A 24,921-nucleotide genomic window follows, 5' to 3' on the forward strand; every position below is an offset into this window, starting at 1 on the left:
GCAAAGCCGGTATCCCGCGAACCCGCAGCAACGCCGAGCCCCGTCGTGGCCGGAAGGCCTTCGCGGGGAAGTAAAGGAGGAGGCATCCGCCGCCAGGCGGATGCCGGGGGACATGAGCCGCGAAGGCCTTCCGGCCGCGGCGGGGCCCTCCAAGCCACCGCGAGGCGTAGCGAAAGAAGCAGACACTCCTCTTCCAAACCGTGTCCCTGGACTTGGGGGATGAACCAAAAAGAAGACGCCCGGCACTGGGCCGGGCGCTGTGGAAGCCAACGCTGGGCCTCCGAACCGCGGACGCCCGGCCTGGACCGGGCGTCACGATGCTGCGCTGTGGGGATCAGCGAATCGAAGGATCGAGTCGGCGCAAGGCGTCCTGGAGATCGACCGAACCGGTCTTATCGATGTCCTCGCGGGTGTAGACGCGGCCGCCGGCGGCCACGCATTCCTTCTGGTCGGACTTCGAGCGCGCATTGCGCGCGGCGGTGATGCGCGAGCCGGTCTGCTCGATGCAGAAACGGTCATCGGCCTTGCGCGCGTCCTTGGCTCGGCTGCGCGCGGCCTCCTCGGGCTCGTCCTGGGCATGGACCGGGGCCGGCGCGGCGGCGAACGCCATCGCGGCCAGGGCGGCGGTGATGAAGACGTACTTCATGGGTCACCTCATCGGTGCAGGGACAGTCTCCAACGATACGCCGGACGCGCCGGGCGCGCAGGCGCCCGCGCGCGGACGTTCACGACATCGTCAGACTTGTGGACAGCGTGGGCACCGGCGCCGCCGGCAGCAACCGGGCGCGGTAGCGTCGCTCGGCGTAGTAGCGGATCTTGCCGCAGCGCACCGGATGCGCCATGCCTTCGCAAAACAGGATCTCGCGCCCGGGCCCCATCGCCTTGAGTTCCTGCGGCAGCATCAGCGCGCGCCGCTCCTCGCTTTCGCTGCGGCTGACGTCGCGGCGGCGGCGGCCGCGGGTCAGGTTGCGCCGGCGCAGCGTGGTGTAGCCGAGCATCTCGGAATAGTCGGCGGCGTCCTGCTGCTCGCGCGGGGCGAACACCACCTGCATCGCGTGGTTGGTGACGATGGCGCGCGCCACGTCCTTCCCGTACACCGCATCGAGCTGGGCCATGCTCTGGACCACCGGCAGCAGGCGCAGGTTGTAGCCGGCCATGTAGGCCATGGCGGTGGCGATGATGTCGACCCGCCCGAGCGCGGTGAACTCGTCCATCAGCAGCAGGCACTGCTGGCGCAGCGAGGGATCATCCTGCGGCAGGACGCGGGTATTGAGGTTGATCAGCTGGCTGAAGAACAGGTTGAGCAGCGGCCGCGCCTCGGCCAGGCGGTGCGGCTGCACGCCGACGTAGATCGTCATCGGCCGCCGGCGCAGGTCGTCGAGCAGGAAGTCGTTGCCGCTGGTGGCGGCGTCGAGCACCGGGTCGATCCAGGGGTTGAGCGGCTCGCGGAAGCTGCCCAGGATCGAAGCGAAGGTCTCTTCGGCCTGCGACAGCAGGTTGCCGAAGGCGCGCCGCGCGTGCTCGCCCAGGAACGGTCGCGCCGCCAGGTCCTGCAGGTGCTGGCGCGCGGCCACGCCCTCCGACGACGACAGCCGGAACACATGGCCGATGGTCGGGAACAACTGCAGCTCCTCCGGCACGCCGTCGCGCCGCTGCGCCTCGTAGTGGTCGAACAGGTACAGCGCGAAGGCCAGGAAGGCGTTGCGGGCCTGGCTGGTCCAGAACTTCTGCTCCGGGCCGGCGTCGGGATACAGCAGGTTGGCGATGCCCTGCAGGTCGGACACGCGCTGCAGCGCTTCGGTCGACACGTACGACAGCGGGTTCCAGCGGTGCGAGCGGCGATCCTCGGCGAAGGGATTGAACAGGTACACGGCTTGCCCCTGCGCCCGGCGCCAGCCGCTGGTCAGCGCGAAGTTCTCCTGCTTGATGTCGAGCACCACCACTGAACCGCGGTACTCGAGCAGGTTGGGCACCACCACGCCGACGCCCTTGCCCGAGCGCGTCGGCGCGGCCAGCAGCACCGACTGCTGGCCGTCCAGGCGCAGCAGGCGGCCGAACCAGCGTCCGACGACGATGCCGTGGCCCGAGCGCGTGAACAGCCCGCGGCGCGCGAGGTCGAAGGCGTTGGCGAAGCGCGCCCTGCCGTGCGTCGCACGCCGCGCGGGCCGCAGCAGGGCGAACATCGGCACGCTGGCGAGCAGCAGCGGCAGGCCCATGCCGATCCCGCCCGCCAGGCGGATGCGTCCGGCATACGGCGCCACCTCGGGATGCCCGATGGCGCGCAGATAGTGGAGATACGTGGCCCAGCCGGCAGCGACATCGCCGATGCCGAGCAGCTTGAGCACCAGCGCGCCCGAGAACCACAGCCCCGCGGCAAGCGCCGCGCACAGGCACGCGAGTGCCAGCGTCATCCTGATCCTGTCCATGTCACCTTCCGTGGTGTCGCCGATACGTGGCTGCCGCGAGCTTAGCGTAAGCTGGCCGCGAGTCCCAAGGGAGGAGCCTGCCGATGCGCTGGCCCGGATTCCGCGAAGACGGCAGCCTGGCGCTGCCGCTCGACCCGGCGCCGCTGCTGCCGCCGGCAATGCCGCTGAGGCTGCGCCTGGACGGCCACGTGCTGGAACGCAAGCGCGAACTGCACATGACCCTGCTCGGCCGCGACGCCGGCGCCGCGCTGCGCATCCAACTGGGCGATGAGCGCATCCGCGCCCTGTTCGAATCGGTCGAATGGGCGCCCCGCGGCACCGGGCGCTACGCCCTGCTGCACAAGGCCAAGGACCAGTGGGACGGCACGCTCCAGGCCTGGTCGCTGATCGAACACCTGCAGGCCCCCGCCTGCGCCGAGTTCCGCTACCACCTGGCGCAGGCCAGCGGACTGGCACTCGACTGCGGCGTGCCGCACGCCACGCTGTACGTCGTCGGCGATCCCTACGGCATCGGCCTGCCCGACCTGGCGGCCTACCGCGCCTGCTTCGTGCGCGAGGTGGCCGCGTCGGAAGTGATCCGCGATCCGATCACCGCCGGCGAAGCATCCCGATAAACGCAGCGCTTCCGGCGCCGCGTACCGGCTTCAATCCTGCTCCTCGGCCGCCTCGCGGCCCTGCTGGCGGATCAGCGCCTCCTCGCGCGCGTCGTTGATCGCTTCGCGCACGCCGTCGATGTCGGGCACCGATTCGTCATGGGCGAAGACGCCGCTCAGCTCGCTGTCCGGCCGCAGTTCACCGGCCTCGAACAGCGCCCACATCTCCTCGCCGTACCAGGTGTCGAGCAGGTCGGGCGCCCACGCGCCGAGGCTGGCCGTCAGGTTGTTGACGTCGCGCAGCAGCATCATGCGCGCGGCGTTGTTGCCCGCCGCGCTGACCACCTGCGGGAAGTCGATCACCACCGGGCCGTCCGGCGCCACCAGCACGTTGTACTCCGACAGGTCGCCGTGGATCAGCCCGGCGCAGAGCATCCGCACCACCTGCCGCACCAGCACGCGATGGAACCCCCGTGCCTGTTCAGGCGACAGCTCGACCTCGGCCAGCCTGGGCGCCGAGTGCCCATCGGCATCGACCACCAGCTCCATCACCAGCACGCCGTGGAAGTATCCGTGCGGCTCGGGCACGCGCACGCCGGCGTCGCGCAGCTTGTACAGCGCTTCGACCTCGGTGTTCTTCCATTCCGCTTCCTGCTGCCGACGGCCGTAGCGCGTGGCCTTGCCGATCGCGCGTGCCTCGCGGCTGCCGCGCACCTTGCGCCCTTCCTGGTACTGGACGCGCTGCTGGAAGCTGCGCTGCGCCATGTCCTTGTAGACCTTCGCACAACGCACGTCTTCGCCTGACCGGACCACGTAGACCGCGGCCTCCTTGCCACTCTTGAGCGGGCGCATCACTTCGTCGATCACGCCGTCGTCGATCAGCGGTTGCAGGCCGCTCGGGGTCTTCATGGAATTCCGGCGCCTGGCCTGTGGGGGACCGAGCAGTCAACCACGCGCGCCAGCTGGATGCCAGTCCTGTGCGCGGGCCGCTGCCTGCGGCCCTGGAGCGCCGGCTGGCGCTTTCCGGCCGCTTTGTTCGTTACTACCGTGACCACGAACCAGGAGATCGGCATGCGCAGGAAGCAACTCACCACAGCAATCCTCTCGGCAGCCCTTGCAGCTTCAGCCGCCCTTGCGGCGGGTGGCTGCGATCGGGACAGCCACACGGACGCAGGGGACACCACCACCATCGCGGCCGCCAGCGGCCATGCCCCGCAAGCCACCGATCCCGTCACCGCGCGCTCGGCGACCGAGGCCGGCAGCGCGGATGCCTGCCGCCACGACACCCGCACCGTCGTGCAGATCGAACTCACCGACGAACTGCTGCAGGGCTATGCCAAGGGCCTCGCAAAGCAGGCCGAGATCATCAAACGCCCGGGACGCGAGCGTCCCAGCCACATGGGCGTGGACGTCTCCTGCCTGTATCCCGACGCGGAGTCCGAGGAGCTGCTGGCCGCAGCCGGCCTGAGTGCCCAGGACTACCGTGCGGCGGACAAGGTCGTGAATTTCGTCTTCGACACGCTCAGCCTCCAGGGGCGGATCGAGCCCAGACGCTCACTGGACATGGAGCGCGCCAGCGAGGACATGAAGCGGCGGATGGCCAGCGATCCCTTCGACGACCTTTCGCCGGCGTCGGCCGCGGCCCTGCGCCGCAACTTCGACCTGATCGCGAAGCCCTGGAGCGCGGTGACCGGCCAGCTGGCGCAGTTCGGCTGACGCACCCTCCTGGCTGTAACGAAAAACCCGGCACGCTGGCCGGGTTTCGTTCCTTCTCCACGAAATCCCTTTGAATCAAGGTCTTAAGTGGTGGGCGGTGAGGGTTTCGAACCCCCGACCCCTACCATGTCAAGGTAATGCTCTACCACTGAGCTAACCGCCCCGAAGGGACGCGAATTCTAGCTGCTCGCCGGGGTCCCGGCAAGCCTCAGCGGGCAGCCAGCATGGTTTCCTTTAGGGCCTGGATGCGGTCGCGGACGGCCGCGGCCTCCTCGAACTCCAGGTCGCGGGCGTGCTGGTACATCTGCTGCTCCAGCTCCTTTAGCCGGGCCGCGGCACGCGCCGGGTCCATCCGGGCGTAGTCTTCGCCCTGCTCGGCCACCTTGCGGCCCTTGCCCCGGCCGCTCGCGCGGGCCTCCGCGGCGTCGCTGCGGGCGCCCTCCATGATGTCCATGACCGGCCGCGCCACCGAGCGCGGGGTGATGCCGTGCTCGAGGTTGTATTCGACCTGCTTGGCGCGGCGGCGGTCGGTCTCGTCGATCGCGCGCTTCATCGAGTCGGTGACCCGGTCGGCGTAGAGGATGGCCTTGCCGCGCAGGTTGCGCGCGGCGCGGCCGATGGTCTGGATCAAGGAACCCGTCGAGCGCAGGAAACCCTCCTTGTCGGCATCGAGGATCGCCACCAGCGACACCTCGGGCATGTCCAGGCCCTCGCGCAGCAGGTTGATGCCCACCAGCACGTCGAACTTGCCCAGGCGCAGGTCGCGGATGATCTCCACCCGCTCGACGGTGTCGATGTCGGAGTGCAGGTAGCGCACGCGCACGTCGTGCTCGCCGAGGTACTCGGTGAGGTTCTCGGCCATGCGCTTGGTCAGCGTGGTGATCAGCACGCGGTCGCCCATGGCCACGCGCAGGTGGATCTCGCCGAGGACGTCGTCGACTTGCGTGGCCACGGGGCGGATCTCGACCTCGGGATCGATCAGGCCGGTGGGCCGGACCACCAGCTCCACGATCTCGTCGCCGGAGTGCTCGAGCTCGTACTTTCCGGGCGTGGCCGAGACGAAGATCTTGCGTGGAGCCCGCTCCTCCCACTCCTCGAAACGCAGCGGGCGGTTGTCCAGCGCCGACGGCAGCCGGAAGCCGAACTCCACCAGCGTCTCCTTGCGCGCACGGTCGCCGCGGTACATGCCGCCGATCTGCGGCACGGTGACGTGTGACTCGTCGACCACCAGCAGCGCGTCGGCCGGGAGGTAGTCGAACAGGGTCGGCGGCGGCTCGTCGACCGCGCGCCGGGTCAGGTGCCGCGAGTAGTTCTCGATGCCGTTGCAGTAGCCGACCTCGGCCATCATCTCCAGGTCGAACTGCGTGCGCTGCGCCAGCCGCTGGGCTTCCACCAGCCTGTTCTCCGCGTACAGCTTCTCGAGGTGCGACTTCAGCTCCACCTTGATGGTTTCGATCGCGTTGAGCACGCTCTCGCGGGTGCTGGCGTAGTGGGTCTTGGGATAGACCGTGTAGCGCGGCACCTTGCGCTGCACCTCGCCGGTCAGAGGATCGAACAGGCTCAGGTTCTCGACTTCGCCATCGAACAGCTCGATGCGCAGCGCCTCCGCCTCCGACTCCGCCGGATGCACGTCGACCACCTCGCCGCGCACGCGGAAGGTGCCGCGGCGCAGTTCGGTGTCGTTGCGCGTGTACTGCAGCTCGGTGAGCTGGCGGATCAGCTGGCGCTGCTCGATCAGCTCGCCGCGGGCGAGGATCAGGCGCAGCTTGAGGTAGTCCTCCGGATCGCCGAGTCCGTAGATCGCCGACACCGTGGCCACGATCAGCGCATCCGGCCGCGACAGCAGCGCCTTGGTCGCGGACAGCCGCATCTGCTCGATGTGCTCGTTCATCGCGCTGTCCTTGTCGATGAACGTGTCCGAGGACGGGATGTAGGCCTCGGGCTGGTAGTAGTCGTAGTAGCTGACGAAGTACTCGACCGCGTTGTGCGGGAAGAAGGACTTGAACTCGCCGTACAGCTGCGCGGCGAGCGTCTTGTTCGGCGCCATCACGATGGTCGGCTTCTGCACCGCCTCGACCACGTTGGCGATGGTGTAGGTCTTGCCCGAGCCGGTGACGCCGAGCAGGGTCTGCTGCGCCAGCCCGTTCTCGAAGCCTTGGATGAGGCGCTCGATGGCCTGTGGCTGGTCGCCGGCGGGCTGGTAGGGGGAGACGAGCTGGAAGCGCGGGTAGTCCGGACGATTCATCCCCCCATTGTAGGAGTGCGGGCGGGTGCGCTCCTCCCTGCCCCTTCACATCGAAGCCGGCTTCCCCTGCAGGCGGGTTCCGGCCCTCCTGATTCCGGCCGCCGTGCCGCCCGCCCCAAGCTGTCCCTGAACCTCCACCGCGCGCGCCGTCCTTGACCGAACCGGAACAAGCACTAAAATGTGCGTCCCCGCCCGAATAGCTCAGCTGGTTAGAGCACTTGACTGTTAATCAGGGGGTCGTTGGTTCGAGTCCAACTTCGGGCGCCAAAGAATTCAAGGGCTTGTGGAGCAATCCGCAGGCCCTTTTTCTTGGTTCATCTCCGAACTCCGGGGAACCGGTTCGACGAGGAGTGTCTGCTTCTTTCGCTACGCCTTGTCGTGACCTGGAGGGCCCCGTCGCGGCCGGGAGGCCTTCGCGGCTCATGTCCCCCGGCATCCGCCTGGCGCGGCATACGGACGCTCATTGCCCGCGACCAGGCAATGGAGACTTGGCTGCGCGAGCAGGTTGTGCCGGCCGCCCAGGCCTTGAAAGCCGATCCCGGACGAGCCGTGTCCGCCAACCTGGCCCGTGAGCAACTGGCGACGACCACGCCGATGAAGGCGGCAAAGCCTGAATGCAGGGCACCGTGTCTTGCCCCGGAGCGGTGATGGGGCTTACCGGGGGTCGGGCTGGGGCTGCCCGTCGAGGCCGACCAGTGACCACTTGCCCCACTGGTCGTCGACGCCGGCGCCCGCGGTCCGTTCCGCACCCGCATCGCCGGCGTAGCGGTACAGCGGCTGGCCGCCATAGGTGACGTAGCTGCGATCGCCGCGCTCCAGGGTGCCGATCCGCGCGCCCTCGACGCCGGGGCCGGCGGTCGGCTGCGCGTCATGCGCCAGCACGGGCGGCCAGACTTCTTCGCAGGCTGCATCGCACCGGCTGCCGTCGGTATTGCCGGCCAGCACGTAGATCGCGCTGCCCGCGCCATCCACCAGGTGCGATGACGGCGTGCCCGACATCGCGAGCGTCGCGTTTTCGCTGCCGGGTATCGTCGCGCCCTGCTGGATCGGCACCGGCGTGCCGGTCGGGCGAAGCGTCGGCGTGTCCGCCTGCGCGCGATCCGCCCCGGCGTCGGCCTGGCTCCTCGCCTCGCCCGCATCGGTACGCCGGTCGCTGTGGTCGCAGCCGGACATGAGCATCGCGCCGCCGAGTCCCAGCGCCAGCATCGTCATGGAGCGGTTCATGGGCATCACCTCGAAAAGGAGCGCTCCCGACACTAGAACGCGGCCCGTCGGAGGTGCGTGAATGGCGCCGTCAACGTGCCGCGACCGACGCCACGGCCTCGCAATCCGGCCCGCGCGTACCGCCGTCGGCGCTCACGCACAGGCGGATGTCATGCAGGCCGCTGACCTGGCGACTGTCGCCGCCGGCGATGACGAAGCGCTGGATCGAGACCCCGCCACATCCGCTGGCCTGCGCCGCCACCATCGCTGGCGTACAGCTGCGTGGATAGACCGTGTAATGGCACTGTCCGCTCGCGCTGCGCAGGCATTCGAATCGCGCCACGCCAGCCTGCACCTGCGTCCTGCTGTGGAGCACATCGCCGTCGTCCGCGCTGACGCGGTGCACGAACGTCGCCCCGCCGCCGTTGAAGCCGAACAGCGAAAGCACGAAATAGCAGAGGGCAAGGAGCTTGTTCACGGGACACCTCGAATGCAGTGATGCGGCAGTGCTGTCCTGGACGTCACCCGCGCGCTACATGTGACGGAACAGGGGCATGAAGGTCTGGCTGACGGCCAGCGTCTCGGGGCGCGACTTCAGGCGGACGGTGCCCCGGCCACTGTCGTCGCGGGTGATGCCGGCGATCGCCTTCAAGTTGACGATCGTCGAGCGGTGGATCTGCTTGAACATCGTCGGATCCAGCACCTCGAGCAGCTCGCGGATCGGCGTGCGCAGCAGCGCTTCCCCGTCTGCGGTCATCACCGTCGTGTACTTGTTGTCGGCGCGGAAATAGGCGACTTCATCCACCAGCACCAGCCGCGTCTCGCGGCCCGCGCTGGCGGTGATCCAGGTCAGCGGCGGCGGCGCGTCCTCGCGCGGGCGCAGCGGCCCGAGGCGCTCGAGCAGCGCAGCGAGCGCCACCGCGTCGCTGCCACCGCGCGCCTGCAGGCGCTGCACCGTGGCCGCCAGGCGCTCGGCCGAGATCGGCTTCAGCAGATAGTCGATCGCGCCGCGTTCGAAGGCGTCGATGGCGTACTGGTCGTACGCGGTGACGAAGACGACGCGCGTGCCGGGGCTGGCCTCGGCGGCCGCGGACGCGACCTCCAGGCCACTGAGACCCGGCATGCGGATGTCGAGGAACGCGACCTGCGGCCGGTGCTCGGCGATCGCCTCCAGCGCGCTGGCGCCGTCGTCGCACTCCGCCACCACGCGCAGCTCCGGCCAGGCGCGGTGCAGCTGGTCGAGCAGCGAGCGCCGCAGCAGCGCCTCGTCCTCGGCGACCACGCAGGTCCAGGCGATGTCAGACATGGCTGCGGACTCCTTCGTTGGCCGCGGGCACGGTGATCGTCGCCGCGACGCCAGCCGGGAAGTTGGCGACCACCGCCAGCGCCGCATCGCCACCGAACACCAGGCGCAGGCGCTCGCGCACGTTCTTCAGGCCGATGCCCGTACCGCTGCTCTTGGCGTTGAAGCCTTCGCCGTCGTCGGCCACCGTGACCGCGACCGTGCCGTCGCTGCGGCGGGCGCGGATCCACACCATGCCGCCGGCGGTGCGCGGCTCCAGGCCGTGCTTGATCGCGTTCTCGACCAGGGTCTGCAGCATCATCGGCGGCAGCGGCGTCGCGCGCAGGCTCTCGGGCACGTCCACGTGGACCGCCAGGCGCGGACCCATGCGGATCCTGAGGATCTCCAGGTACGCCACCGCGCGCTCCAGCTCCTGGCCCAGCGTCGACAGCTCCTCCTCGGTGCGCGGCAGCGAGTGGCGCAGGTACTGGATCAGGTGGCCCAGCATCTCCTCGGCGCGCGGCGGGTCGCTGCCCGCCAGCAGCTGCGCGCTGGCCAGCGTGTTGTAGAGGAAGTGGGGCTCGACCTGGGCGTGCAGCAGGCTCAGGCGCGCGACGGCAAGCTCCTTTTCCGTGGCGGTCTGCGCCGCGGCGGCTTTTTCGCCGCGACGATGCCCGGCGACGCGGCGGCTGATGGCGCGGGTGATCGCCTCGGCGTTCTCGAAGTTGGTGCCGTCGTCGACCAGGAACCAGTCGCTCCATGCCGGCGATTCGGGCTCGCAGATGAGTGTCACGCTGCCGCTGTCGTCGCCCGGCGTGACCGTGGCCTGGATCTGGTTGCGCGGGATGCCGAACCAGAGCAACGGGTTCCAGCGGCCCAGCGGATGCTCGCCATAGGTATCGGGGCGACCGACCTTGGCGCGCAGCTGCAGGCTGTCGCGCGCCGCCTCCACCTGCTCCACCCGCGGGAGTTCGCGCACCGCGGCTTCCAGCAGGTCGAAGGCCTCGCCGGCTTCGAAGGGGATCTCCACCTGTCGACGCTGCCGGTTGGACAGCACCGCCTTGTCGACCCGCCCCGCGATCAGGCGCACCCGGCCCAGGTGCGACAGGGCACCTGCCACCACCAGCGCCATCGTCGCCATGCCCAGCAGCACGATCGGCCACTCGAGGCGACCCAGGAGCGGCAGCTCGGCCCACATCAGCGACACCAGCAGCACCGCGAGGAACCAGGCGGCGGCGAGGCGAAGGACGAAGAAGAGGCTCTTGATCACGGAGGTCGGTTTCACGTTGGGAGTGCGACGGAGCATATCCGGCGCCGCCGCGCGCGCGCAGCGGTTTGCGACGGAACCGCGGATGCGGCGACGAAGCCGCGACAGGCGGGGGCGGACTCCCGCGGGTCACGGCGCCACCTCGACATTACCGTGGCCCGAAGGAGGGGCCACGGCCGGAAACAGCAGCATGGTGCGCAGTGCGCAGGTCTTGCGGTTCGTGTTGAAACATCGGGGCACCGGGCTGTTCAGCGGCCCGGACTTCGATTCCTGCCGGTTCCAAGCGACGCCATCCGCCGCATCGTCGAGGCCGATCTCGGCGTGCGCGTGTGGCGCCTGTCCCGCGAGTTCAATGATGTGCCGCTTGGTTCCGCGTCGCTGACACGAATGTAGTGATGCCGACCACCCAGTGCGTGTTCTGCGCCATCAAGCGCGCTACGCGATGCTTCCCGCAGTGTTCACCCAGGTCCAGCAGGTCGTCGGTCACTTTGCGATAGCGATAGATTCCGCCACTCTCCAGCCACGCCAGCTTGACCACCCGATCAGTCGCTGGTCTTCCTGTGCGCTGCATGCCCAGTACCCGGCACACGCTGTTCACGCGGAACTCGCCCAGGTGCGCTTGCACGAACGCGTACGTTGCCCTTATCCCTTGGCAAAGTACGCCGCGGCTTTTGTTAATCGCGCTCCTCGGTAACCCGCTTGAGTTCCGTCTGCAGTCGCCGCAGCTCCGCGGCCTGCGTCGCCTGGGCTTCAAGCATCTGCGGCGCCTTGCGGCGCTGACGCACCCATGCGTACAGCGGGTCCAGGCTCACTCCCAGTCGGGTGGCCGGATTGCAGGAGTCGCGGCGGACCGAGAACCTGCAGAAGATCGCGAACCGGATCGCCGCCGGTGTGATCGTGGCCGCTTTGATCCTCGCCAGTGCCATGCTCATGCGCGGTGACGTGGCGGGCCCGACGCTGTTCGACTACCCCGCCCTAGCGATGGTCATGTTTCTGCTGGCTTCCGCGCTGGGGTTCGGGATCGTGCTGAGCGTGCTGCTCAGTGACCGGCGGCCGAAGGTGCGGGAGGAGAGGAGTCCGAGGGCCTGAGGGCGGCGGGATTTCCGACGCTGAGGCGCGCCGCGCGCGGACTGCGCCCCGCCGATGGTGGCGCCTAGCCTGCAAGGATGGAAACGCAACCAGGCTTCACCCTCATCGAGCTGTGCATGACGCTGGCAGTCGTAGCGGTCGTGACCGCCCTGGCCGCGCCATCCGTCACTCAGGCCCGGCGCGACGCCAACGCGCTGGCTGTCTACCACTCCACCACCAGCAGCCTTGCCCTCGCCCGCAGTCTGGCAGTCACGCGCGGGCATCCCGTCACGCTTTGCCCAAGCGACGATGGCCACAGCTGTACCGGGGGCGTCGACTGGTCCGCAGGCTGGATCATGTATCTCGACCGCACCCGCAGCAGCCAGCCGGAGAACGCCTCGGCTGTGATGGAGGTAAGCCCTCCACTCAAGCGGGGTTTCGCCCTGCGCTCAAGCGCGGGCAGGCAACGCATCCGCTACCTGCCTCACGGATGGGCGTCCGGAAGCAACGTCAGCTTGGCCCTTTGCAGCGGCGGCGACTCCCGTCTTCTCGGCAAAGTGGTGGTCAACAATGCCGGGCGGGCGCGGATTCAGCGAGCCGCCGGGCCAACGGATTGCCCCGGCGCATGATGCCCCGCTACCAGCACTGCGCGGCACTGGTTGCCGTTCCATCTTCGGTCTTCGTGCCCGCCTGGTTGATGCTGAGCGTGCCGCACAGGGTATCGTTGGTGGCCTGGGCACCCTGGGGCACTGCTTCAACCACGAACGCCCCTGCAGTAGCCGGCGCCGCGAGCTGGATCACGTAGAAATCCTGCAGCTCCGCCATGCACGCCGTCGCTGGCATTGCCGCGTCGAGATACGTGAGATTGGTGGTGTAGTACCGCTCCATGAAATGCGCCGCCTCCATGGCACAGGCTGCTGCCGCGCCCCGGCGCGTTTTGGTGACGTGGTTGGTATAGCTGGGGTAGGCGATGGCGGCGAGGATCGCAATGATCGCCACCACGATCATCAGCTCCACCAAGGTGAATCCGCGCTGCTTTCGGACGTTCCCGCTCATGTTCACTCCTAATCGACCAGTTCGCGCCAGCGAAGCCGGGCGGGACCGCTCCCGGGCGGTGGTGTGGGCGCTCTGCCGCACTCGGCGTCGGAACCACACACGTAGATGGCATTGCCAACGCCGATGCCCTGCGAAGGCATGCCAATACCCAGGTCCACCGACGTGATGAAGCCGGACTCGCCCGTGCCACCGCTCCCTGCAAGTCGGTCATTGCCTTGGCCGTCATTGTTCACGTCGATGAATGTGTAAGTGCCTCCCCCCACCGGGGCGCGAGGATTGGTTCCGGTGAAGGCATCAACCGCGTTCAGATAGCCCGTGCCGCCCGAGTCGCAGCCTTCGCCCGGCAGGGGAATGATGCTCGAGAACCACAGCGCCCGTGCCCGGACGAAGGGCGCGGTGACCACCCGCTCGCCGGCGGTAGGCACGCCCAGATCGACGAACCAGCCCCGCTTGCCCACATCGAGCTCGGAATAGGGTTCCCAGGACCTCGCCGCTCGTCCCAGCGAATCGACGCCGGTCAGTGGGATGGTGCGCTCGTGCAGTTGGCTCCTGGTAATCGGATAGCTGCCCGAATCCTCGTCCATCAGTGCGTAGACGGATTGCGTCGCGGTGCTACCGAGGTCACCGTTGGTAAGGTACCTGCCTGTGCCGAACAGCACGAAGACGCGTCCGTTGCCTGGATGGCGGGCGAGCGCGACCGCCGAGGTGATCGGCTGCGGGTTATTGGAAGCGTCGCGCGCGCGAAAGATCGGGACCGGGGTATTTCCGCTCTTGTGCGAGACCTTCCACTGCGAGACGTTGGTCTCGCTGACGTCGAACTTCCAGAGATTGCCCTTCAGGTCCCCGGCATAGATGTAGTCGGCCTTGCCGTCGCCGGTCACGTCGGCTGCGCGTGCTTCCGCCAGGCCGTTGCCGCCTGTATCGTCGACGACGATCTTCTTGATGAGTGCACCGGTCAGAGCGTTGTAGATGAAGAGCGCGGCAGTCCCGTTGGGACTGTCGACACCGTTGCCGACGATCGCCAGGGGGACATCGGTGTTGCCCTGCCGCACAAGCGGCGCCCCCAGCACGTGGCCCATGTCCCCAGCCTCGATGCTGCCTTGCGAGGTCTTGTCCCAAAGCACCAGGTCGTCATCCAGCTCGTCCGCCCCGGTCTCTGTGACGTCCAGCGCGAACACGCCCCTGCCACCACGGCCGAGGCTCGCCACGAGGATATTGCGGCCGCCGCCCTGCGCGCGAGTGGTGACGTCCACCCCTCCATCCACGAAGAAGCGGTGGCTGTAGTCCTGGCTGCTGAGCATCGCGAGATTGCTGAAGTTCAGGCCCGCCGGCACATAGGAGAACCGCGTGCTGCCGTTCGAGGCGTCGATCGCATGCAGCATGCCGTCGTTGGCGCCAATGTAAAGCATATTGGTTTCAGGCACGTAGAACGGCGAGGAGTTCACGATGTCGCCGATCGGCGAGGTCCTCCTGCGCAATGAGGTCTGCGACGTGCCCTCGCCCGCGCGATGACCCTTGATGTAGTTTGCGTTCTCCTCGCCGGTGGCTTCACCTGCCAGCCCGACGTCCCGCGCCAATGCAGTGCGCTGCACCGATGTCGGGAAGTCAGTACCCGAACCGTTCCATGTATATACCTCGCGGTCACGGAAGGCCACGGGATCACTGTTGGCGACTGCGGCCATGCTCCAAGCCGGAGTGCCTGCGATGGTCCCGCCCACGATGCTGATGCCTGTTACGTCGCCGGACCACTCTCCGGAGGTGTACGTGGCCTGGAAAAGGTGCGATCCGCTGTTGAGCGACGGTCCGTTCGACGCGACGTTGGAACCCGAGGAGCGCCGACGTGCGATCGCCGCCAGACTGTCCTGCAGCGCGTCGGCGAATTCCTGGGGGTTGGACGCAGCCACGAAGCTGCCACGACCGTTCACGGAGGCATGCAACAAGTCGTCGATACGTCTCGCTGATTCGTTGTTCCAGCTGTCAGAACTGTTCGTGTCCGTCCGCCATGGGTTCGGCCAGCTCTTTTCATTGCCTTCGATGAGGATCACATCGTCCGGCGACAGCGTGCCCTGCAGGCCGATGGAGATGCCGAAGGTCGACATGTTCTGCCAGAAAGCCGGATTGGACGCAGAGGATGGCACGTTGTTATCCAGGTCATCGCGCAAGTCCCGCTTCCAATAGTGCATGGCGACGTCCGCCAACGTGTTCGAGAAACCGTCGGTGTACGGCCGCTCCGGTGCATACGTATAGGTCCGCTCGCCGTCGGGGGACTCGATCTTTTCCCCGGACGTGCCATCGGCATTGCCGATTTCGGTATAGCCGGAACTGCTGTTCCAGTAACCGTCAGTGGTGAGGATGGCGTAATTCTGGCGACAGCTCAGCTGCGCATCCCCCGTCTGCGGCCCCCAGGGACCGCTTGCGCCGGTCTGGGTTTCGTAGTATCGACCCGTACGCTGGAGTGCCCCATGCAAGGGCGTCGTGCTTATTCCCTGGGCCTCGAAAAGATGCTCGAACCAGGAGGTCCGGTTGACGCCTGTGAAAAGTCCATTGTTTTGCGACACCGGAATCTGCAGCGCCGGGAGGCCACCACCCACGGTGCTGGCGCCCCTGCGGTTCCAGATCGAGTCATAACCGACGCGGAAGTTCTGCCCAAGGCCCGAGAATGCCTCGCTTGCACCGGCCTTTGCCGCCTTCATGCGCGTGCGGTGGTAGGAAAACCAGGTCGCATAGTTGTTGCGTTCGGCTTCCGCGCTCCTGCCGGTTGGCGTAGCCGCGACACAGTTGTCCCAGCTACCACCGCCCGGACTGACCACCACCCATTCACAGTGCTCCACCGCTCCGCTGGGGCGGATGATGTATTTGTCATAGTCGGCGTTGTCGGTCCCAGGTAGCGTCACGCCGCTTCTCGGCACGTAATACGTCTGGTCGCCGATCGATGCGAGATTGATCGCGTCGGTGGCCAGATTCAGATTCCTGAAGGCGGACGCATAGGTCGTGCCTCCCGTCATCCGCAGGCCATTGGCCTGCATCCACGCCCGGTAGTCGATCCGCGGGTCGTAGTAGATCGTATTGTGGACGTAGCTCCGGTGCTCGACCCGGTCATTGAGCGTCGTGAGGTTGGCAGGCATCGCCAGCCATGCCATCGACCCTGAGTCGTCCAGGATGAACATGATGTTCGGCGGTATCGAACCTGTCCCGGTCTGCAACGGATAATCGGGGAAGGACGCCGCTGGCGCCTGTGCGCCGATGCACGCGGCCGCGAAGCCGATGGCGATCGCCAGGCGACGTCCAGTGTCCACGCGGGGAGTCTTGCGCTTCATGGCGTGATCCTCAAGGCACTTCGTACAGGGACTGCAGAAGGACGGCCGCGCCGTCCGGGGCGCGGCTGCGCACGGTGATGCGATATATCTGGGTCTCGACGTCACATTCAGGCGCGGACATGTCCACCGACCCCGTACAACTTGTATCCATGCCCTTGCCATAGTCCTCGACCACGTACTGTGCGCGAATTCCGTTCATGTCTGCGGCCGCCAGCCGGAAGCCGCTGCTTCCCGTCTCCCAGAACGCGTCGGCCTCCCAGGGCGGCAGGGTGCCCGCGGTTGCCACGTAACGCGCGCAAACACCGTTGGCACACCCGGCGGCCGGCGGCGAAGGCTTCGATGCCGCGAACCCCTCGGCTTCGCGCAGCACGGCTTCGGCGACCTGGAAGGCGTTGCCGCGCGCGGCCAGGTTGCCTGCCATGCGCTCCTGCAGCAGCGTGCTGCGCAGGGACGCAAGCCCGAGCAGCGTGACCACCAGCAGGAGCAGCAGCACCACCACCAGCGACGCGCCGCGCTCGGCCTGCACGCGGCTCACAGCACGCCCTCCCGGTTGCGGATCGCCACCACGTGGCTGACCGAGCGGTTGAGGACATCGCCGTCGGTGCCATCGAGGTAGCCGCCGCTGAGCGCGCCCTCGGTGCCTTCGGCGGTGAAGTTGACCCGCACGGCGTTGACGATCGTCCAGTCGGCTACCGCCGTCGCGTCCCGCCACACGGTCGAACCGTTGGACCGGTACTGGAGCTGCATGGCGCCGATGCCCTCGGCGATCTCGACCGCATCCACGATATTGGGCGTCAAGGTCGCCGTGCGGTTCACCAGTTGTGCCCGGTACAGCGAACGCCCGCCGCGCGCGTTGTTGCCGATGTACCAGCGCGAAGTCTGGATCCTGGCCAAGGCCGCAGGATCTTCGCTGCTCTTCACGCACTGCGCGGAGGTGGCACCCATCACGCAATAGCCGTTGGGTGCGCTTGCACCGGAGCACTTGGACAGGTCCGGATCCTCGAACTGGAACTCCGAGCCGCAGTTACCGGGCGTGATGCTGCCCGCGCCCGTATGCAGGAGACCTGTCCCGTTGAATCCGGTGATCTGGAAGATCAGCGAATACTCGGTGTTGCACACCATCACGATGTCGCCCTCGACCAGACCGTTTCTGTTGTTGAGGTCCAGTGTTGCGCTGGGCGTGTCGTGCTTGACCACCGCATAGTCGCCATCGTTGACCAGATGAAGGTCGATGGCATCGGTGCCGGCCACCCGCTGCGCGACCCCCGTACCGATCACGGTCCCGGGCGACACTTGGTTGCCGTCGTAGCCGCGGAGCCCCTCGCCGAACTGCTCCCACCAGGCGGAGTCGCGGCTTTGCAACAGGTTGACCGTCGTCGACGAGTTGCCACATGGCTTCGCCGCTGCCTCGCGGATGTCGCGTGACATGATCTCGAATGAGACGCGCGAGTTTTCCTGGATGCGGTTGATCGTCTCGGTGGACGCGTACACGCGTTTGTTGGTCAGGAAGAGGCCACTGGCCGCAGCCACCACCACCAGCCCGAGCAGGAGCGCGATCATCAGTTCGATCAGGGTGGCGCCGCGTTGGCCCTGCGCCGCGGATGGGCGACGACGTGCGTGGATGTTCATGTCAAAGCCTGCTCATGGTCTGGATTTCAAGTGCGTCGCTGCCATCGGTTCCGCGGCTGTCGTCCCAGCGGATGCCGGCCGTGCAGGTGTCCGCTCCGCAGACCAGCCGCCCGCATGCATTGGGGTCGCCGAGGTTCGCTTGCACCTGCGACAGCCAGCCATTGAACACCGAGTAGTCGATGCCGGAATCGGGGTCGGCATTGAGGGTCGCGCACGACCAGTCAGAGACGTTGAAGGCCCCCGCACTCGCCTGCGCGCGGTCCAGCCGCAGCGTGTCGAACAGGGAATACACCTGCACCACGGCCTGCGATCGCGCTGCCGCGCTGTTGCTGTTCTTGATGGTAACGGCCGAGAGCGCGGCGAGACCCAGCATGCCAATGGCCAGGATCAGCACGGCGATCATTACCTCGAGCAGGGTGCTGCCGCGCTGGTATGCAGCGCGCCGACCGGCAGGCTTGTAGTCGTGTGTGGTTGGCATGTCAGTTGTCCGATGGCGCGGTGCAGGCCGAAGTTCCGTTACGCGTGCTGACGGACACCCGGCTGGTGGCGATCCGCACGTCGCGTGTGTTGCTGGCATCGGGGAGCCGGTTGCTGCAGACACCGATCGCCCCACTGCGGTTGGCGCCCACCCAGGCAAGGCCGTCGGGTGAGAACCGGATCCAACCGCTGCCACCGACGCTGGCGCTGGGCACCACCTGCATCCCGGCAGCGGCCAGAGTGATGTCCCGGAGCACCACGTCCTGGGGAGCATTCACGGCCTGGTTGCCGTTTCGATCCGAGAACACGATCATCCGCGACCACTCTGCGCCGGCACAGGAAGCGCCGTCGGTGGAGGGGCAGATGACCACGCTCTGGCCGCGCCGGATGGCTTCCATCCGCGCCACCTGCAGGGCCGCCACGATGTCGTTGGCGGCGCCGGCGAGCCGGTTGGAGTTGATCAGGTTGGCGAAGCTGGGCGCGGCCAGCGCAACGAGGATCGCCAGCAGGGCCACGGTCACCAGCAGTTCGATCAGCGTGAAGCCACGTACCGGCCGTCGGCGCGGCACAGCGGCATCCCGGGCGAGTCCAACCACGGACATACATGCACTCCCCTGCATCGTTCTTTTTCGTCACATGCAGACTAAGGAGAACCATCCACGGGAGCCACCATTGGCCGATGGGTGGCCGCGCTGGACCTCCGAACGGCAGCGGCAGCCCCTATGATGTCGCGATGACCCGGGATGCATCCAGCCACCCCATCGATACCCTGTGGCAGGCGCCCGCCATCGTCTGGTCGATCCTGGCCGGCGAATGCCTCGCGCTGGTGCTGGCCCTGTCGCCAGGCGTCGAAGCCAACAGGCTGGTGCTGTTCGGTTTGGCTTCGTTCCTGATCCAGTGGGTGATCCTGCTGACACTTGGGTCGCTGTATGGGCTGCGGAAATGGATCCGCCGGCTCAGGCCACTGCACGTGGCATATCTGGGACTGCTGGGTCTGTTGATATGGACGTGGATCGCGGTCGGCTCCGTGCGGATGCTGCTCGGACCGTCGGTGCTCGGGACTTCGGATGCCTCCTGGCCATGGCCCGTGCTGCGGATCACGGGGATCGTGGTCGCGGTCGGCGTGCTGGGCCTCGCGGCGCTGCACAATCACTGGCAGGCACAGAGATCCGCAGTCCGCGCCAAGCACGCCGAACTCGAAGCCCTCCAGGCCCGCACACACCCCCACTTCCTCTTCAACAGCCTCAACACCGCCATTGCCCTGGTCCACCAGCGCCCCGCGGAGGCCGAGCAGGTGTTGCTCGACCTGTCGGACTTGTTTCGCGCCGCGCTGGCCGGGCCGCGCCACATCCGCTTGGAGGAGGAGGTTGGGCTGGTGCGCCGTTATCTGGAGATCGAGCAGCTCAGGCTGGCGGAGCGACTGACGGTCCGATGGGAGTTGCCACCTTCGTTGCCCGAAGTCGAAGTCCCTGCCCTCGCCATCCAGCCGCTGGCCGAGAACGCCGTCCGCCACGGCATCGAGCGGCGCGTGGAAGGTGGGCGGATAGACATCCTGGTCACCGTCGATGACATGTGGATCAACGTTACGGTGCGCAATGACCTGCCGGACCGTACCGATGTCACCGCCCCCACGCCAGGCCATGGCGTGGGGCTGCCGTCCGTGGCCAGCCGCATCGAGGCCATGACCGACGGCCGCGGTGCACTGTCCACCGGCGCGGCAGACGGACGCTACGTCGCCACCATCCGCCTACCCGCTGCTCCTGCCGCGACCTGAGTCAAGTCACCACTTCATAGCAGGGCCGATACTCCCCCGAAATCTTCATCCGCCGCTGCTCCACGAACGCCCTCAGCAGCGCATCCAGCGACTCCATCATGTCCCGGTCGCCATGGATCTGGAACGGCCCATACGCCTCGATCCGCCGCATCCCGTCTTCCTTCACGTTCCCCGCCACGATCCCGGAAAACGCCCGGCGCAGGTCCGCCGCCAGCTCATGCGGCTTCCGCCCGTGGTGCAGGTCCAGCCCCGCCATCGCCTCGTGCGTCGGCACGAACGGCTGCTGGAACGGCAGCGGGATATCCAGGCCCCAGTTGAAGTAGAACGAATCCTTGTTGTGGATCCGCGCCTCGCGCACGCGCTTCACGCCGGCGGCCATGCGACGGGCGACCGCCTGGGGATCGCCGACGATGATCTCGTAGCGCTCGGTGGCGGCGTCGCCCAGGGTCAGGCGGATGAAGCGGTCGATCTGTTCGAAATACGGCGCGGAGGACACGGGGCCGGTCAGGATCAGCGGGAACGGCAGTTCGGCATTCTCCTCGCGCAGCAGGAGGCCCAGCAGGTACAGGATCTCCTCCGCGGTGCCCACGCCGCCCGGGAATACGATGATGCCGTGGCCGATGCGGACGAAGGCCTCCAGGCGCTTCTCGATGTCCGGCATGATCACGAGCTGGTTGACGATCGGGTTCGGCGACTCCGCGGCGATGATGCCGGGCTCGGTGATGCCGATGTAGCGCGGGCGGCGCTGGCGCTGCTTGGCGTGGGCGATGTTGGCGCCCTTCATCGGGCCCTTCATGGCGCCGGGGCCGCAGCCGGTGCAGATGTCGAGGCCACGCAGGCCGAGCTCGTAGCCCACCAGCTTGGTGTACTCGTATTCGACGCGGCTGATGGAGTGCCCGCCCCAGCACACCACGAGGTTGGGATCGGACGGGTGCAGTAGGCGCGCGTTCCGCAGCAGGCCGAAGACGGCGTCGGTGATGCCGGCGGATGACTCCACGTCGGCCGCGTATTCGGGGCCGAGTTCGATGGCCATGTAGGCCAGGTCGCGCACGGTGGCGAACAGCAGTTCGGCCACGCCGCGGATGATCTCGCCGTCGACGAAGGCCATCGCCGGGGCCCTGACCAGTTCGATGTGCAGGCCGCGGTCCTGCTGCAGCACCTGGATGTCGAAGTCGGGGTACATCTCCTGCGCGGCGCGGGGGTCGTCGTTGGCGCTGCCGCTGGTCAGCACGGCCAGGGCGCAGCGGCGCAGCAGGTCGTGCAGGCCGCCGGTGGAGGCATCCTTGAGCCGGGCCACTTCATCGCGCGAGAGGATGTCGAGGCCGCCGCGCGGGTAGATGCGGGCGCTGACGGTCGGCAGGGTGGCCGGGGCCGTGGGGGTGTCCTTCATGCGTGCTCTCTTCTTCTTGTTGTCGTCGTGTTTTCGGGCACCGACTCTAGCGCAACGGGGCGCGGCAACGGAAACGGAAACGGCCGGGACATGCCCGGCCGTTCCGTTGTTGCTACGCGCTTGCGATCAGAACTTGTACTTCAGGCTCAGCATGACCGACCAGCGGGAGACGGCGGTGTTGATGCCGTCGCCGTTGTTCTCCTGGATGCCGGAGTTGTCGGTGGAACCGCTGAAGTTGTAGACGTACTTGCCGGTCTCCGGATCGACGCCCGCATAGTTGGCCACGCGGCGGGTGGAGAAGAAGCCGTAGTCGTCGATCAGGCCCCAGTCCTTGTTGATCAGGTTGCCGATATTCATGATGTCCAGGGCGATTTCCGCCTTGTGACCCTTGAAGAACATCGGGACTTCCTGGCTCACGCGGACGTCGAAGGTGTTGGTCCAGTCGGCGCGGAAGGCGTTGGCGGGTGCCACCTGGCCGCGGTAGCGCTGCAGCTCGGGGGCGTTCTCGGCCATCCAGTTGAAGTAGTCCTGCTCCATCGCCGCGCCCCCCGTCCACAGGACGTCGCCGGGGCCGGCAGGCACGTAGAACAGGTCGTTCGTGCCGGCGCTGTCACCGTTGATGTCGTTGTAGTAGATGTAGCTGAACGGACGACCCGAACGACCCTCGTAGAACAGGCCGGCGCTGGTCATGTTGTCGCCGAAGAACGCCTTCTGCCAGGTCACGGCCGCGGTGAAGCGGTCCCTGATGGCATAGCGGGAGTTGTAACCCACCGGGTCGTTGGAGTTGAACACCATGGTGTTGTTCCAGTTCGACGAGTTCTGCGAGCTCGTCGCCGGGCTGAACTCGGTGGCGGACGTGTGGGTATAGCCCACCGTCCAACCCCACTGGTCGACCACCGGCTTGGACAGCGCCACGGTGAGCTGGCGGGCCGAACCCTTGTCGGTGTTGCGGATCACGATGGCCTGGTCGACGTCGGCATGCTTGTTGGCGCGGTTGCTGGCGCCGCCGCTGCCGTGGGTCATGCCGAAGCGGCCGGAGTTGGCCGGATCCAGGCCAGCCTGGTTCCAGTAGAGCATGCGGCCGTCCTGGCCCTGGTAGGTCGGCGCACCGATGTCGATGCGGTCGAACCACAGGGCATTCTTGTTCTTGGTCAGCAGCAGTTCGGCCGACGCCACGATGCCGTACCAGGGCAGCTCGTGGTCGATCGCAAGGTTGGCCTTCCAGATCGACGGCAGGGCCAGGCCCGGCTCCACGATGTCGGCGGTGATGCGCGGCGCGGAGGCACCGCCGCCGGCCGGCACGGCCGGAGGCACGCTCGGATCGAAGTCCGGCACATCGTCGCCGCGAAGGCTGTAGCTGTCGAAGTTCAGGCCGGTGTTCTGGAACGGGCCGGCGAGCCACACGTTCGGGTTGCCGCCCTGGAACAGGCCGATGCCGCCGCGCAGCTGGGTCGGACGCTCGCTGTCGAAGGTGTAGTTGAAGCCGAAGCGCGGCTGCCACAGCTCCTTGTCGACGGTCACCGAGTTGTCGAGGCCGTAGATGTCCTGGATGCGCTGGTTGTAGATCGGCTTGTCGCCGAAGTCGGGCATGTCGACGCGCAGGCCGAACATCAGGCTCAGGTTGTAGTTGACCGCCCAGGTGTCCTGCACGAACAGGCCCAGGTTCTCGAAGGAGTAGGCCGCCGGGATGTCGGAACGGCTGCCGCCCGGACGCGGGGCGCGCAGGTCGTAGCGGATGGCCCGGCCGGCTTCGAAGTCCTCGAGGCTGTCGAAGGTCCACGCACCGTTGAGGTCGCGGCCGTAGAAGTTGAGGATCTCGTTGTCCTCGTAGTCGAAGCCGAACTTCAGGGTGTGGTCGCCGGCGTACCAGGTACCGGCACCGAACACGGTCAGCTGCTCGGTGTCGACGACGTTGACGTGGCGGTTGCGCTCGGTGCCGAGGTTGATGCTGTCCTGGCCCGGGCCGACGTTGTTGATGAAGATGGTCGGCAGGTCGGCATAGGTGGCCGCGATCGACGAGTAGTCGCGCTGCGAGACCTTGAACTCGGTCGAGAAGTTCTCGCTCCAGTCGCTGAAGAGTTCGGCGACGGTGCTCTCGAAGGTCTTGTTCTGGTCATACCAGTAGCTCGACAGCGAGACGCTGCTGCCACCGAAGCCGACCAGCTTGGGCACGATTTCCTCGGTCTTGCTGTAGCGCAGGGCCGCACGGTGGTTGTCGTTGATGTTCCAGTCGAGCTTGACCGCGTACTCCTCGATGTCGGTCTCGGAGATGCTCGGCGGGTTGAAGCTGCCCGGGTCGAAACCGAAGCCGTTGGCGGCCGCGATCACGCGCTGGATGTCGGCATCGGTGATGTCGCCGTCGCCGTACGGGGTGCCCGACAGGCTGGTGCCCGGGCGCTCGCGCTTGAACTGCTCGTAATTGGCGAAGAAGAACAGGCGGTCCTTGATGATCGGGCCGCCGAAGGTGAGGCCGTAGGTCTCTTCCTTGTCGAAGCCGTTGAACTCGATGCCGCGCAGTTCGTCGCGCACCCAGTCGCCGTCGCGCAGCGCGTAGTACGCACTGCCGTGGAACTCGTTGGTGCCCGACTTGGTCACGGCGTTGACCACCGCGCCGGTACCGCCGGAGATGGTGGTGTCGTAGTTGGCCAGGTCGATCTGGATTTCCTCGATCGCGTCCATGGAGACCGGCTGGCGCTCGGTCGGCATGTTGTTGGCTTCGAGGCCGAACGGGTCGGAGTTGCTGACGCCGTCGATGCGGATCACGTTGAAGCGCGAGTTCTGGCCGCCGGCGGAGATCGAGCCGTCCGCCTTGCTGATCTGCGAGATGCGCGGATCCAGGCGGATGTAGTCCTGGATGTTGCGGCTGGCCGAAGGCAGCGCCTCGATGATCTCGTTGTGGAGGTTGGTGCCGGTGCCCATCTTGGTGGCGCTGAAGATGTCCGAGCCGCCGGCCACGCCGATCGCGGTCACGGTGCCGAGCGTGGTCACGTCACCGGTGAGCTGGGCGTTGACGGTGTTGACCTGGTTCAGGCCGAGGTAGACGTTGTCCTCGGTCTTGGTGCCAGCGCCGGCCTTGGTGATGACGATCTCGTACGGGCCGCCCACGCGCAGGCCGCGGGCGCTGTAGCGGCCGCTGGCATCGGTGGTCACGCGGCTGGTGGTGCCGGATTCGACGTGGACGATGATGACTTCTGCGTTGGTGACCGGCTGGCCGTCGCTGCCCATCACCACGCCGCCCACGCCCGCGGAGGTGGAGCTCTGGGCGAGGACGGGTGCGGCGGCAAGCGCGGCGATCAGGCCGAGCGAAAGTTTCGACACACGGAGGACATTGCGACGGGTCATGGCTGGACTCTTGGCAAGGAAAAACGGATCGCGCCAGGCAGGCGCGGAAGGATGATTTCGGGTGTGGTTCCCACTCACGCCGCGACCGCCGGAGCGGCAGCGGTTAACAACAGATTAACACGGTAGCCGGCGTATA

The 24,921-nt window shown here is 67.3% G+C and carries 22 protein-coding genes, 2 tRNA genes and 1 pseudogene; 6 read left to right on the forward strand and 19 right to left on the reverse strand.

All coding sequences use genetic code 11. From position 1 onward, the window contains the following. Positions 1-334: 334 nt before the first annotated feature. Positions 335-646, reverse strand: coding sequence for a hypothetical protein (locus E2169_RS13310; RefSeq protein ID WP_132987107.1), 312 nt, complete (start codon positions 644-646; stop codon positions 335-337). A 79-nt stretch (positions 647-725) separates the two neighbouring features. Beyond that, a complete protein-coding gene (locus E2169_RS13315; protein WP_132987108.1) occupies positions 726-2,426 on the reverse strand; it encodes a type IV secretory system conjugative DNA transfer family protein in 1,701 nt (566 codons plus the stop codon). An 83-nt stretch (positions 2,427-2,509) separates the two neighbouring features. Here E2169_RS13315 and E2169_RS13320 point away from each other — a divergent pair, with 83 nt between their 5' ends. Next, the gene (locus E2169_RS13320; RefSeq protein ID WP_132987109.1) at positions 2,510-3,040 is read left to right on the forward strand and encodes a hypothetical protein; all 531 of its coding nucleotides are present in this window, start codon (positions 2,510-2,512) and stop codon (positions 3,038-3,040) included. 30 nt (positions 3,041-3,070) lie between these two features. On the opposite strand, the gene E2169_RS13325 is transcribed toward E2169_RS13320, so the two are convergent. Further along, positions 3,071-3,928 carry a PA4780 family RIO1-like protein kinase gene (locus E2169_RS13325; protein WP_132987110.1) on the reverse strand — a complete coding sequence of 286 codons (858 nt, stop codon included), beginning with the start codon at positions 3,926-3,928 and terminating at the stop codon, positions 3,071-3,073. A 162-nt stretch (positions 3,929-4,090) separates the two neighbouring features. On the opposite strand from E2169_RS13325, the gene E2169_RS13330 reads away from it, so the two are divergent. After that, positions 4,091-4,735, forward strand: coding sequence for a hypothetical protein (locus tag E2169_RS13330; RefSeq protein ID WP_132987111.1), 645 nt, complete (start codon positions 4,091-4,093; stop codon positions 4,733-4,735). 88 nt (positions 4,736-4,823) lie between these two features. Here the strand turns inward: E2169_RS13330 and E2169_RS13335 are convergent. Next, positions 4,824-4,898: transfer RNA gene (locus E2169_RS13335), tRNA-Val, on the reverse strand. Positions 4,899-4,943: 45 nt separating this feature from the next. Further along, complete coding sequence (uvrB, locus tag E2169_RS13340; protein WP_132987112.1) at positions 4,944-6,980, reverse strand: excinuclease ABC subunit UvrB; 2,037 nt, start codon at positions 6,978-6,980, stop codon at positions 4,944-4,946. A gap of 190 nt (positions 6,981-7,170) precedes the next feature. On the opposite strand from uvrB, the gene E2169_RS13345 reads away from it, so the two are divergent. Continuing rightward, a tRNA-Asn gene (locus tag E2169_RS13345) sits at positions 7,171-7,247 on the forward strand. A 387-nt stretch (positions 7,248-7,634) separates the two neighbouring features. Here E2169_RS13345 and E2169_RS13350 read toward each other — a convergent pair. The 6 genes from E2169_RS13350 to E2169_RS14300 form a co-directional block, all read right to left on the reverse strand. Beyond that, positions 7,635-8,204, reverse strand: coding sequence for a COG4315 family predicted lipoprotein (locus E2169_RS13350; protein ID WP_165942430.1), 570 nt, complete (start codon positions 8,202-8,204; stop codon positions 7,635-7,637). 70 nt (positions 8,205-8,274) lie between these two features. Next, positions 8,275-8,661 carry a hypothetical protein gene (locus tag E2169_RS13355; protein WP_132987114.1) on the reverse strand — a complete coding sequence of 129 codons (387 nt, stop codon included), beginning with the start codon at positions 8,659-8,661 and terminating at the stop codon, positions 8,275-8,277. Between the two features lie 54 nt (positions 8,662-8,715). After that, positions 8,716-9,489, reverse strand: a complete 774-nt coding sequence (locus E2169_RS13360; protein WP_132987115.1) for a LytR/AlgR family response regulator transcription factor — start codon at positions 9,487-9,489, stop codon at positions 8,716-8,718. Next, positions 9,482-10,750, reverse strand: coding sequence for a sensor histidine kinase (locus E2169_RS13365; RefSeq protein ID WP_229659158.1), 1,269 nt, complete (start codon positions 10,748-10,750; stop codon positions 9,482-9,484). Before E2169_RS13365 ends, E2169_RS13360 begins: the two co-directional genes overlap by 8 nt. A gap of 331 nt (positions 10,751-11,081) precedes the next feature. Continuing rightward, a complete protein-coding gene (locus E2169_RS13370; RefSeq protein WP_132987117.1) occupies positions 11,082-11,357 on the reverse strand; it encodes an IS3 family transposase in 276 nt (91 codons plus the stop codon). A 49-nt stretch (positions 11,358-11,406) separates the two neighbouring features. Beyond that, a complete protein-coding gene (locus tag E2169_RS14300) occupies positions 11,407-11,544 on the reverse strand; it encodes a hypothetical protein (RefSeq protein ID WP_165942431.1) in 138 nt (45 codons plus the stop codon). A gap of 7 nt (positions 11,545-11,551) precedes the next feature. Here E2169_RS14300 and E2169_RS13375 point away from each other — a divergent pair. Then, positions 11,552-11,821, forward strand: a pseudogene (locus tag E2169_RS13375) (AarF/ABC1/UbiB kinase family protein); the annotation flags it as partial. Between the two features lie 77 nt (positions 11,822-11,898). After that, positions 11,899-12,429, forward strand: coding sequence for a GspH/FimT family protein (locus tag E2169_RS13380; RefSeq protein ID WP_132987144.1), 531 nt, complete (start codon positions 11,899-11,901; stop codon positions 12,427-12,429). Positions 12,430-12,436: 7 nt separating this feature from the next. Here E2169_RS13380 and E2169_RS13385 read toward each other — a convergent pair whose 3' ends face one another. The 6 genes from E2169_RS13385 to E2169_RS13410 are packed head-to-tail and all read right to left on the reverse strand — an operon-like array spanning position 12,437 to position 18,881. Then, complete coding sequence (locus E2169_RS13385; protein WP_132987119.1) at positions 12,437-12,856, reverse strand: type IV pilin protein; 420 nt, start codon at positions 12,854-12,856, stop codon at positions 12,437-12,439. Positions 12,857-12,864: 8 nt separating this feature from the next. Next, on the reverse strand, positions 12,865-16,173 hold the full coding sequence (locus E2169_RS13390) for a pilus assembly protein (protein WP_165942432.1): 3,309 nt from the start codon (positions 16,171-16,173) through the stop codon (positions 12,865-12,867). A gap of 10 nt (positions 16,174-16,183) precedes the next feature. Beyond that, the gene (locus E2169_RS13395) at positions 16,184-16,708 is read right to left on the reverse strand and encodes a pilus assembly PilX family protein (RefSeq protein WP_132987121.1); all 525 of its coding nucleotides are present in this window, start codon (positions 16,706-16,708) and stop codon (positions 16,184-16,186) included. Next, positions 16,705-17,802 (reverse strand): PilW family protein, encoded by a 1,098-nt coding sequence (locus E2169_RS13400; protein ID WP_132987122.1) that lies wholly within the window; start codon positions 17,800-17,802, stop codon positions 16,705-16,707. Before E2169_RS13400 ends, E2169_RS13395 begins: the two co-directional genes overlap by 4 nt. 1 nt (position 17,803) lies before the next feature. Then, positions 17,804-18,280, reverse strand: coding sequence for a type IV pilus modification protein PilV (gene pilV / locus E2169_RS13405; protein ID WP_165942434.1), 477 nt, complete (start codon positions 18,278-18,280; stop codon positions 17,804-17,806). Between the two features lies 1 nt (position 18,281). Continuing rightward, positions 18,282-18,881, reverse strand: coding sequence for a GspH/FimT family pseudopilin (locus E2169_RS13410; RefSeq protein WP_165942435.1), 600 nt, complete (start codon positions 18,879-18,881; stop codon positions 18,282-18,284). A 131-nt stretch (positions 18,882-19,012) separates the two neighbouring features. Here E2169_RS13410 and E2169_RS13415 point away from each other — a divergent pair, with 131 nt between their 5' ends. Continuing rightward, a complete protein-coding gene (locus E2169_RS13415) occupies positions 19,013-20,053 on the forward strand; it encodes a sensor histidine kinase (RefSeq protein ID WP_132987125.1) in 1,041 nt (346 codons plus the stop codon). 1 nt (position 20,054) lies between these two features. Here E2169_RS13415 and ppnN read toward each other — a convergent pair whose 3' ends face one another. Both ppnN and E2169_RS13425 read right to left on the reverse strand, forming a co-directional pair. Further along, entirely contained in the window at positions 20,055-21,443 is a 1,389-nt protein-coding gene (gene ppnN / locus E2169_RS13420) for a nucleotide 5'-monophosphate nucleosidase PpnN (protein WP_132987126.1), read from the reverse strand. Positions 21,444-21,569: 126 nt separating this feature from the next. Continuing rightward, positions 21,570-24,785 (reverse strand): TonB-dependent receptor, encoded by a 3,216-nt coding sequence (locus E2169_RS13425; RefSeq protein ID WP_132987127.1) that lies wholly within the window; start codon positions 24,783-24,785, stop codon positions 21,570-21,572. Between the last annotated feature and the right edge of the window lie 136 nt (positions 24,786-24,921).

Source organism: Luteimonas terricola, from assembly GCF_004352845.1.
Lineage (GTDB): Bacteria > Pseudomonadota > Gammaproteobacteria > Xanthomonadales > Xanthomonadaceae > Luteimonas > Luteimonas terricola.

Excerpts from the sequence above, each read along its gene's own strand:
- E2169_RS13360 (WP_132987115.1), bottom strand. The coding sequence starts at position 9,489 with ATGTCTGACATCGCCTGGACCTGCGTGGTCGCCGAGGACGAGGCGCTG.
- E2169_RS13325 (WP_132987110.1), bottom strand. The coding sequence starts at position 3,928 with ATGAAGACCCCGAGCGGCCTGCAACCGCTGATCGACGACGGCGTGATC.
- E2169_RS13425 (WP_132987127.1), bottom strand. The coding sequence starts at position 24,785 with ATGACCCGTCGCAATGTCCTCCGTGTGTCGAAACTTTCGCTCGGCCTG.
- E2169_RS13310 (WP_132987107.1), bottom strand. The coding sequence starts at position 646 with ATGAAGTACGTCTTCATCACCGCCGCCCTGGCCGCGATGGCGTTCGCC.
- E2169_RS13415 (WP_132987125.1), top strand. The coding sequence starts at position 19,013 with ATGACCCGGGATGCATCCAGCCACCCCATCGATACCCTGTGGCAGGCG.
- pilV (WP_165942434.1), bottom strand. The coding sequence starts at position 18,280 with ATGCCAACCACACACGACTACAAGCCTGCCGGTCGGCGCGCTGCATAC.
- E2169_RS13385 (WP_132987119.1), bottom strand. The coding sequence starts at position 12,856 with ATGAGCGGGAACGTCCGAAAGCAGCGCGGATTCACCTTGGTGGAGCTG.
- E2169_RS13315 (WP_132987108.1), bottom strand. The coding sequence starts at position 2,426 with ATGGACAGGATCAGGATGACGCTGGCACTCGCGTGCCTGTGCGCGGCG.
- E2169_RS13410 (WP_165942435.1), bottom strand. The coding sequence starts at position 18,881 with ATGTCCGTGGTTGGACTCGCCCGGGATGCCGCTGTGCCGCGCCGACGG.
- E2169_RS13400 (WP_132987122.1), bottom strand. The coding sequence starts at position 17,802 with ATGAACATCCACGCACGTCGTCGCCCATCCGCGGCGCAGGGCCAACGC.
- E2169_RS13390 (WP_165942432.1), bottom strand. The coding sequence starts at position 16,173 with ATGAAGCGCAAGACTCCCCGCGTGGACACTGGACGTCGCCTGGCGATC.
- E2169_RS13350 (WP_165942430.1), bottom strand. The coding sequence starts at position 8,204 with ATGAACCGCTCCATGACGATGCTGGCGCTGGGACTCGGCGGCGCGATG.
- uvrB (WP_132987112.1), bottom strand. The coding sequence starts at position 6,980 with ATGAATCGTCCGGACTACCCGCGCTTCCAGCTCGTCTCCCCCTACCAG.
- E2169_RS13320 (WP_132987109.1), top strand. The coding sequence starts at position 2,510 with ATGCGCTGGCCCGGATTCCGCGAAGACGGCAGCCTGGCGCTGCCGCTC.
- ppnN (WP_132987126.1), bottom strand. The coding sequence starts at position 21,443 with ATGAAGGACACCCCCACGGCCCCGGCCACCCTGCCGACCGTCAGCGCC.
- E2169_RS13380 (WP_132987144.1), top strand. The coding sequence starts at position 11,899 with ATGGAAACGCAACCAGGCTTCACCCTCATCGAGCTGTGCATGACGCTG.
- E2169_RS13330 (WP_132987111.1), top strand. The coding sequence starts at position 4,091 with ATGCGCAGGAAGCAACTCACCACAGCAATCCTCTCGGCAGCCCTTGCA.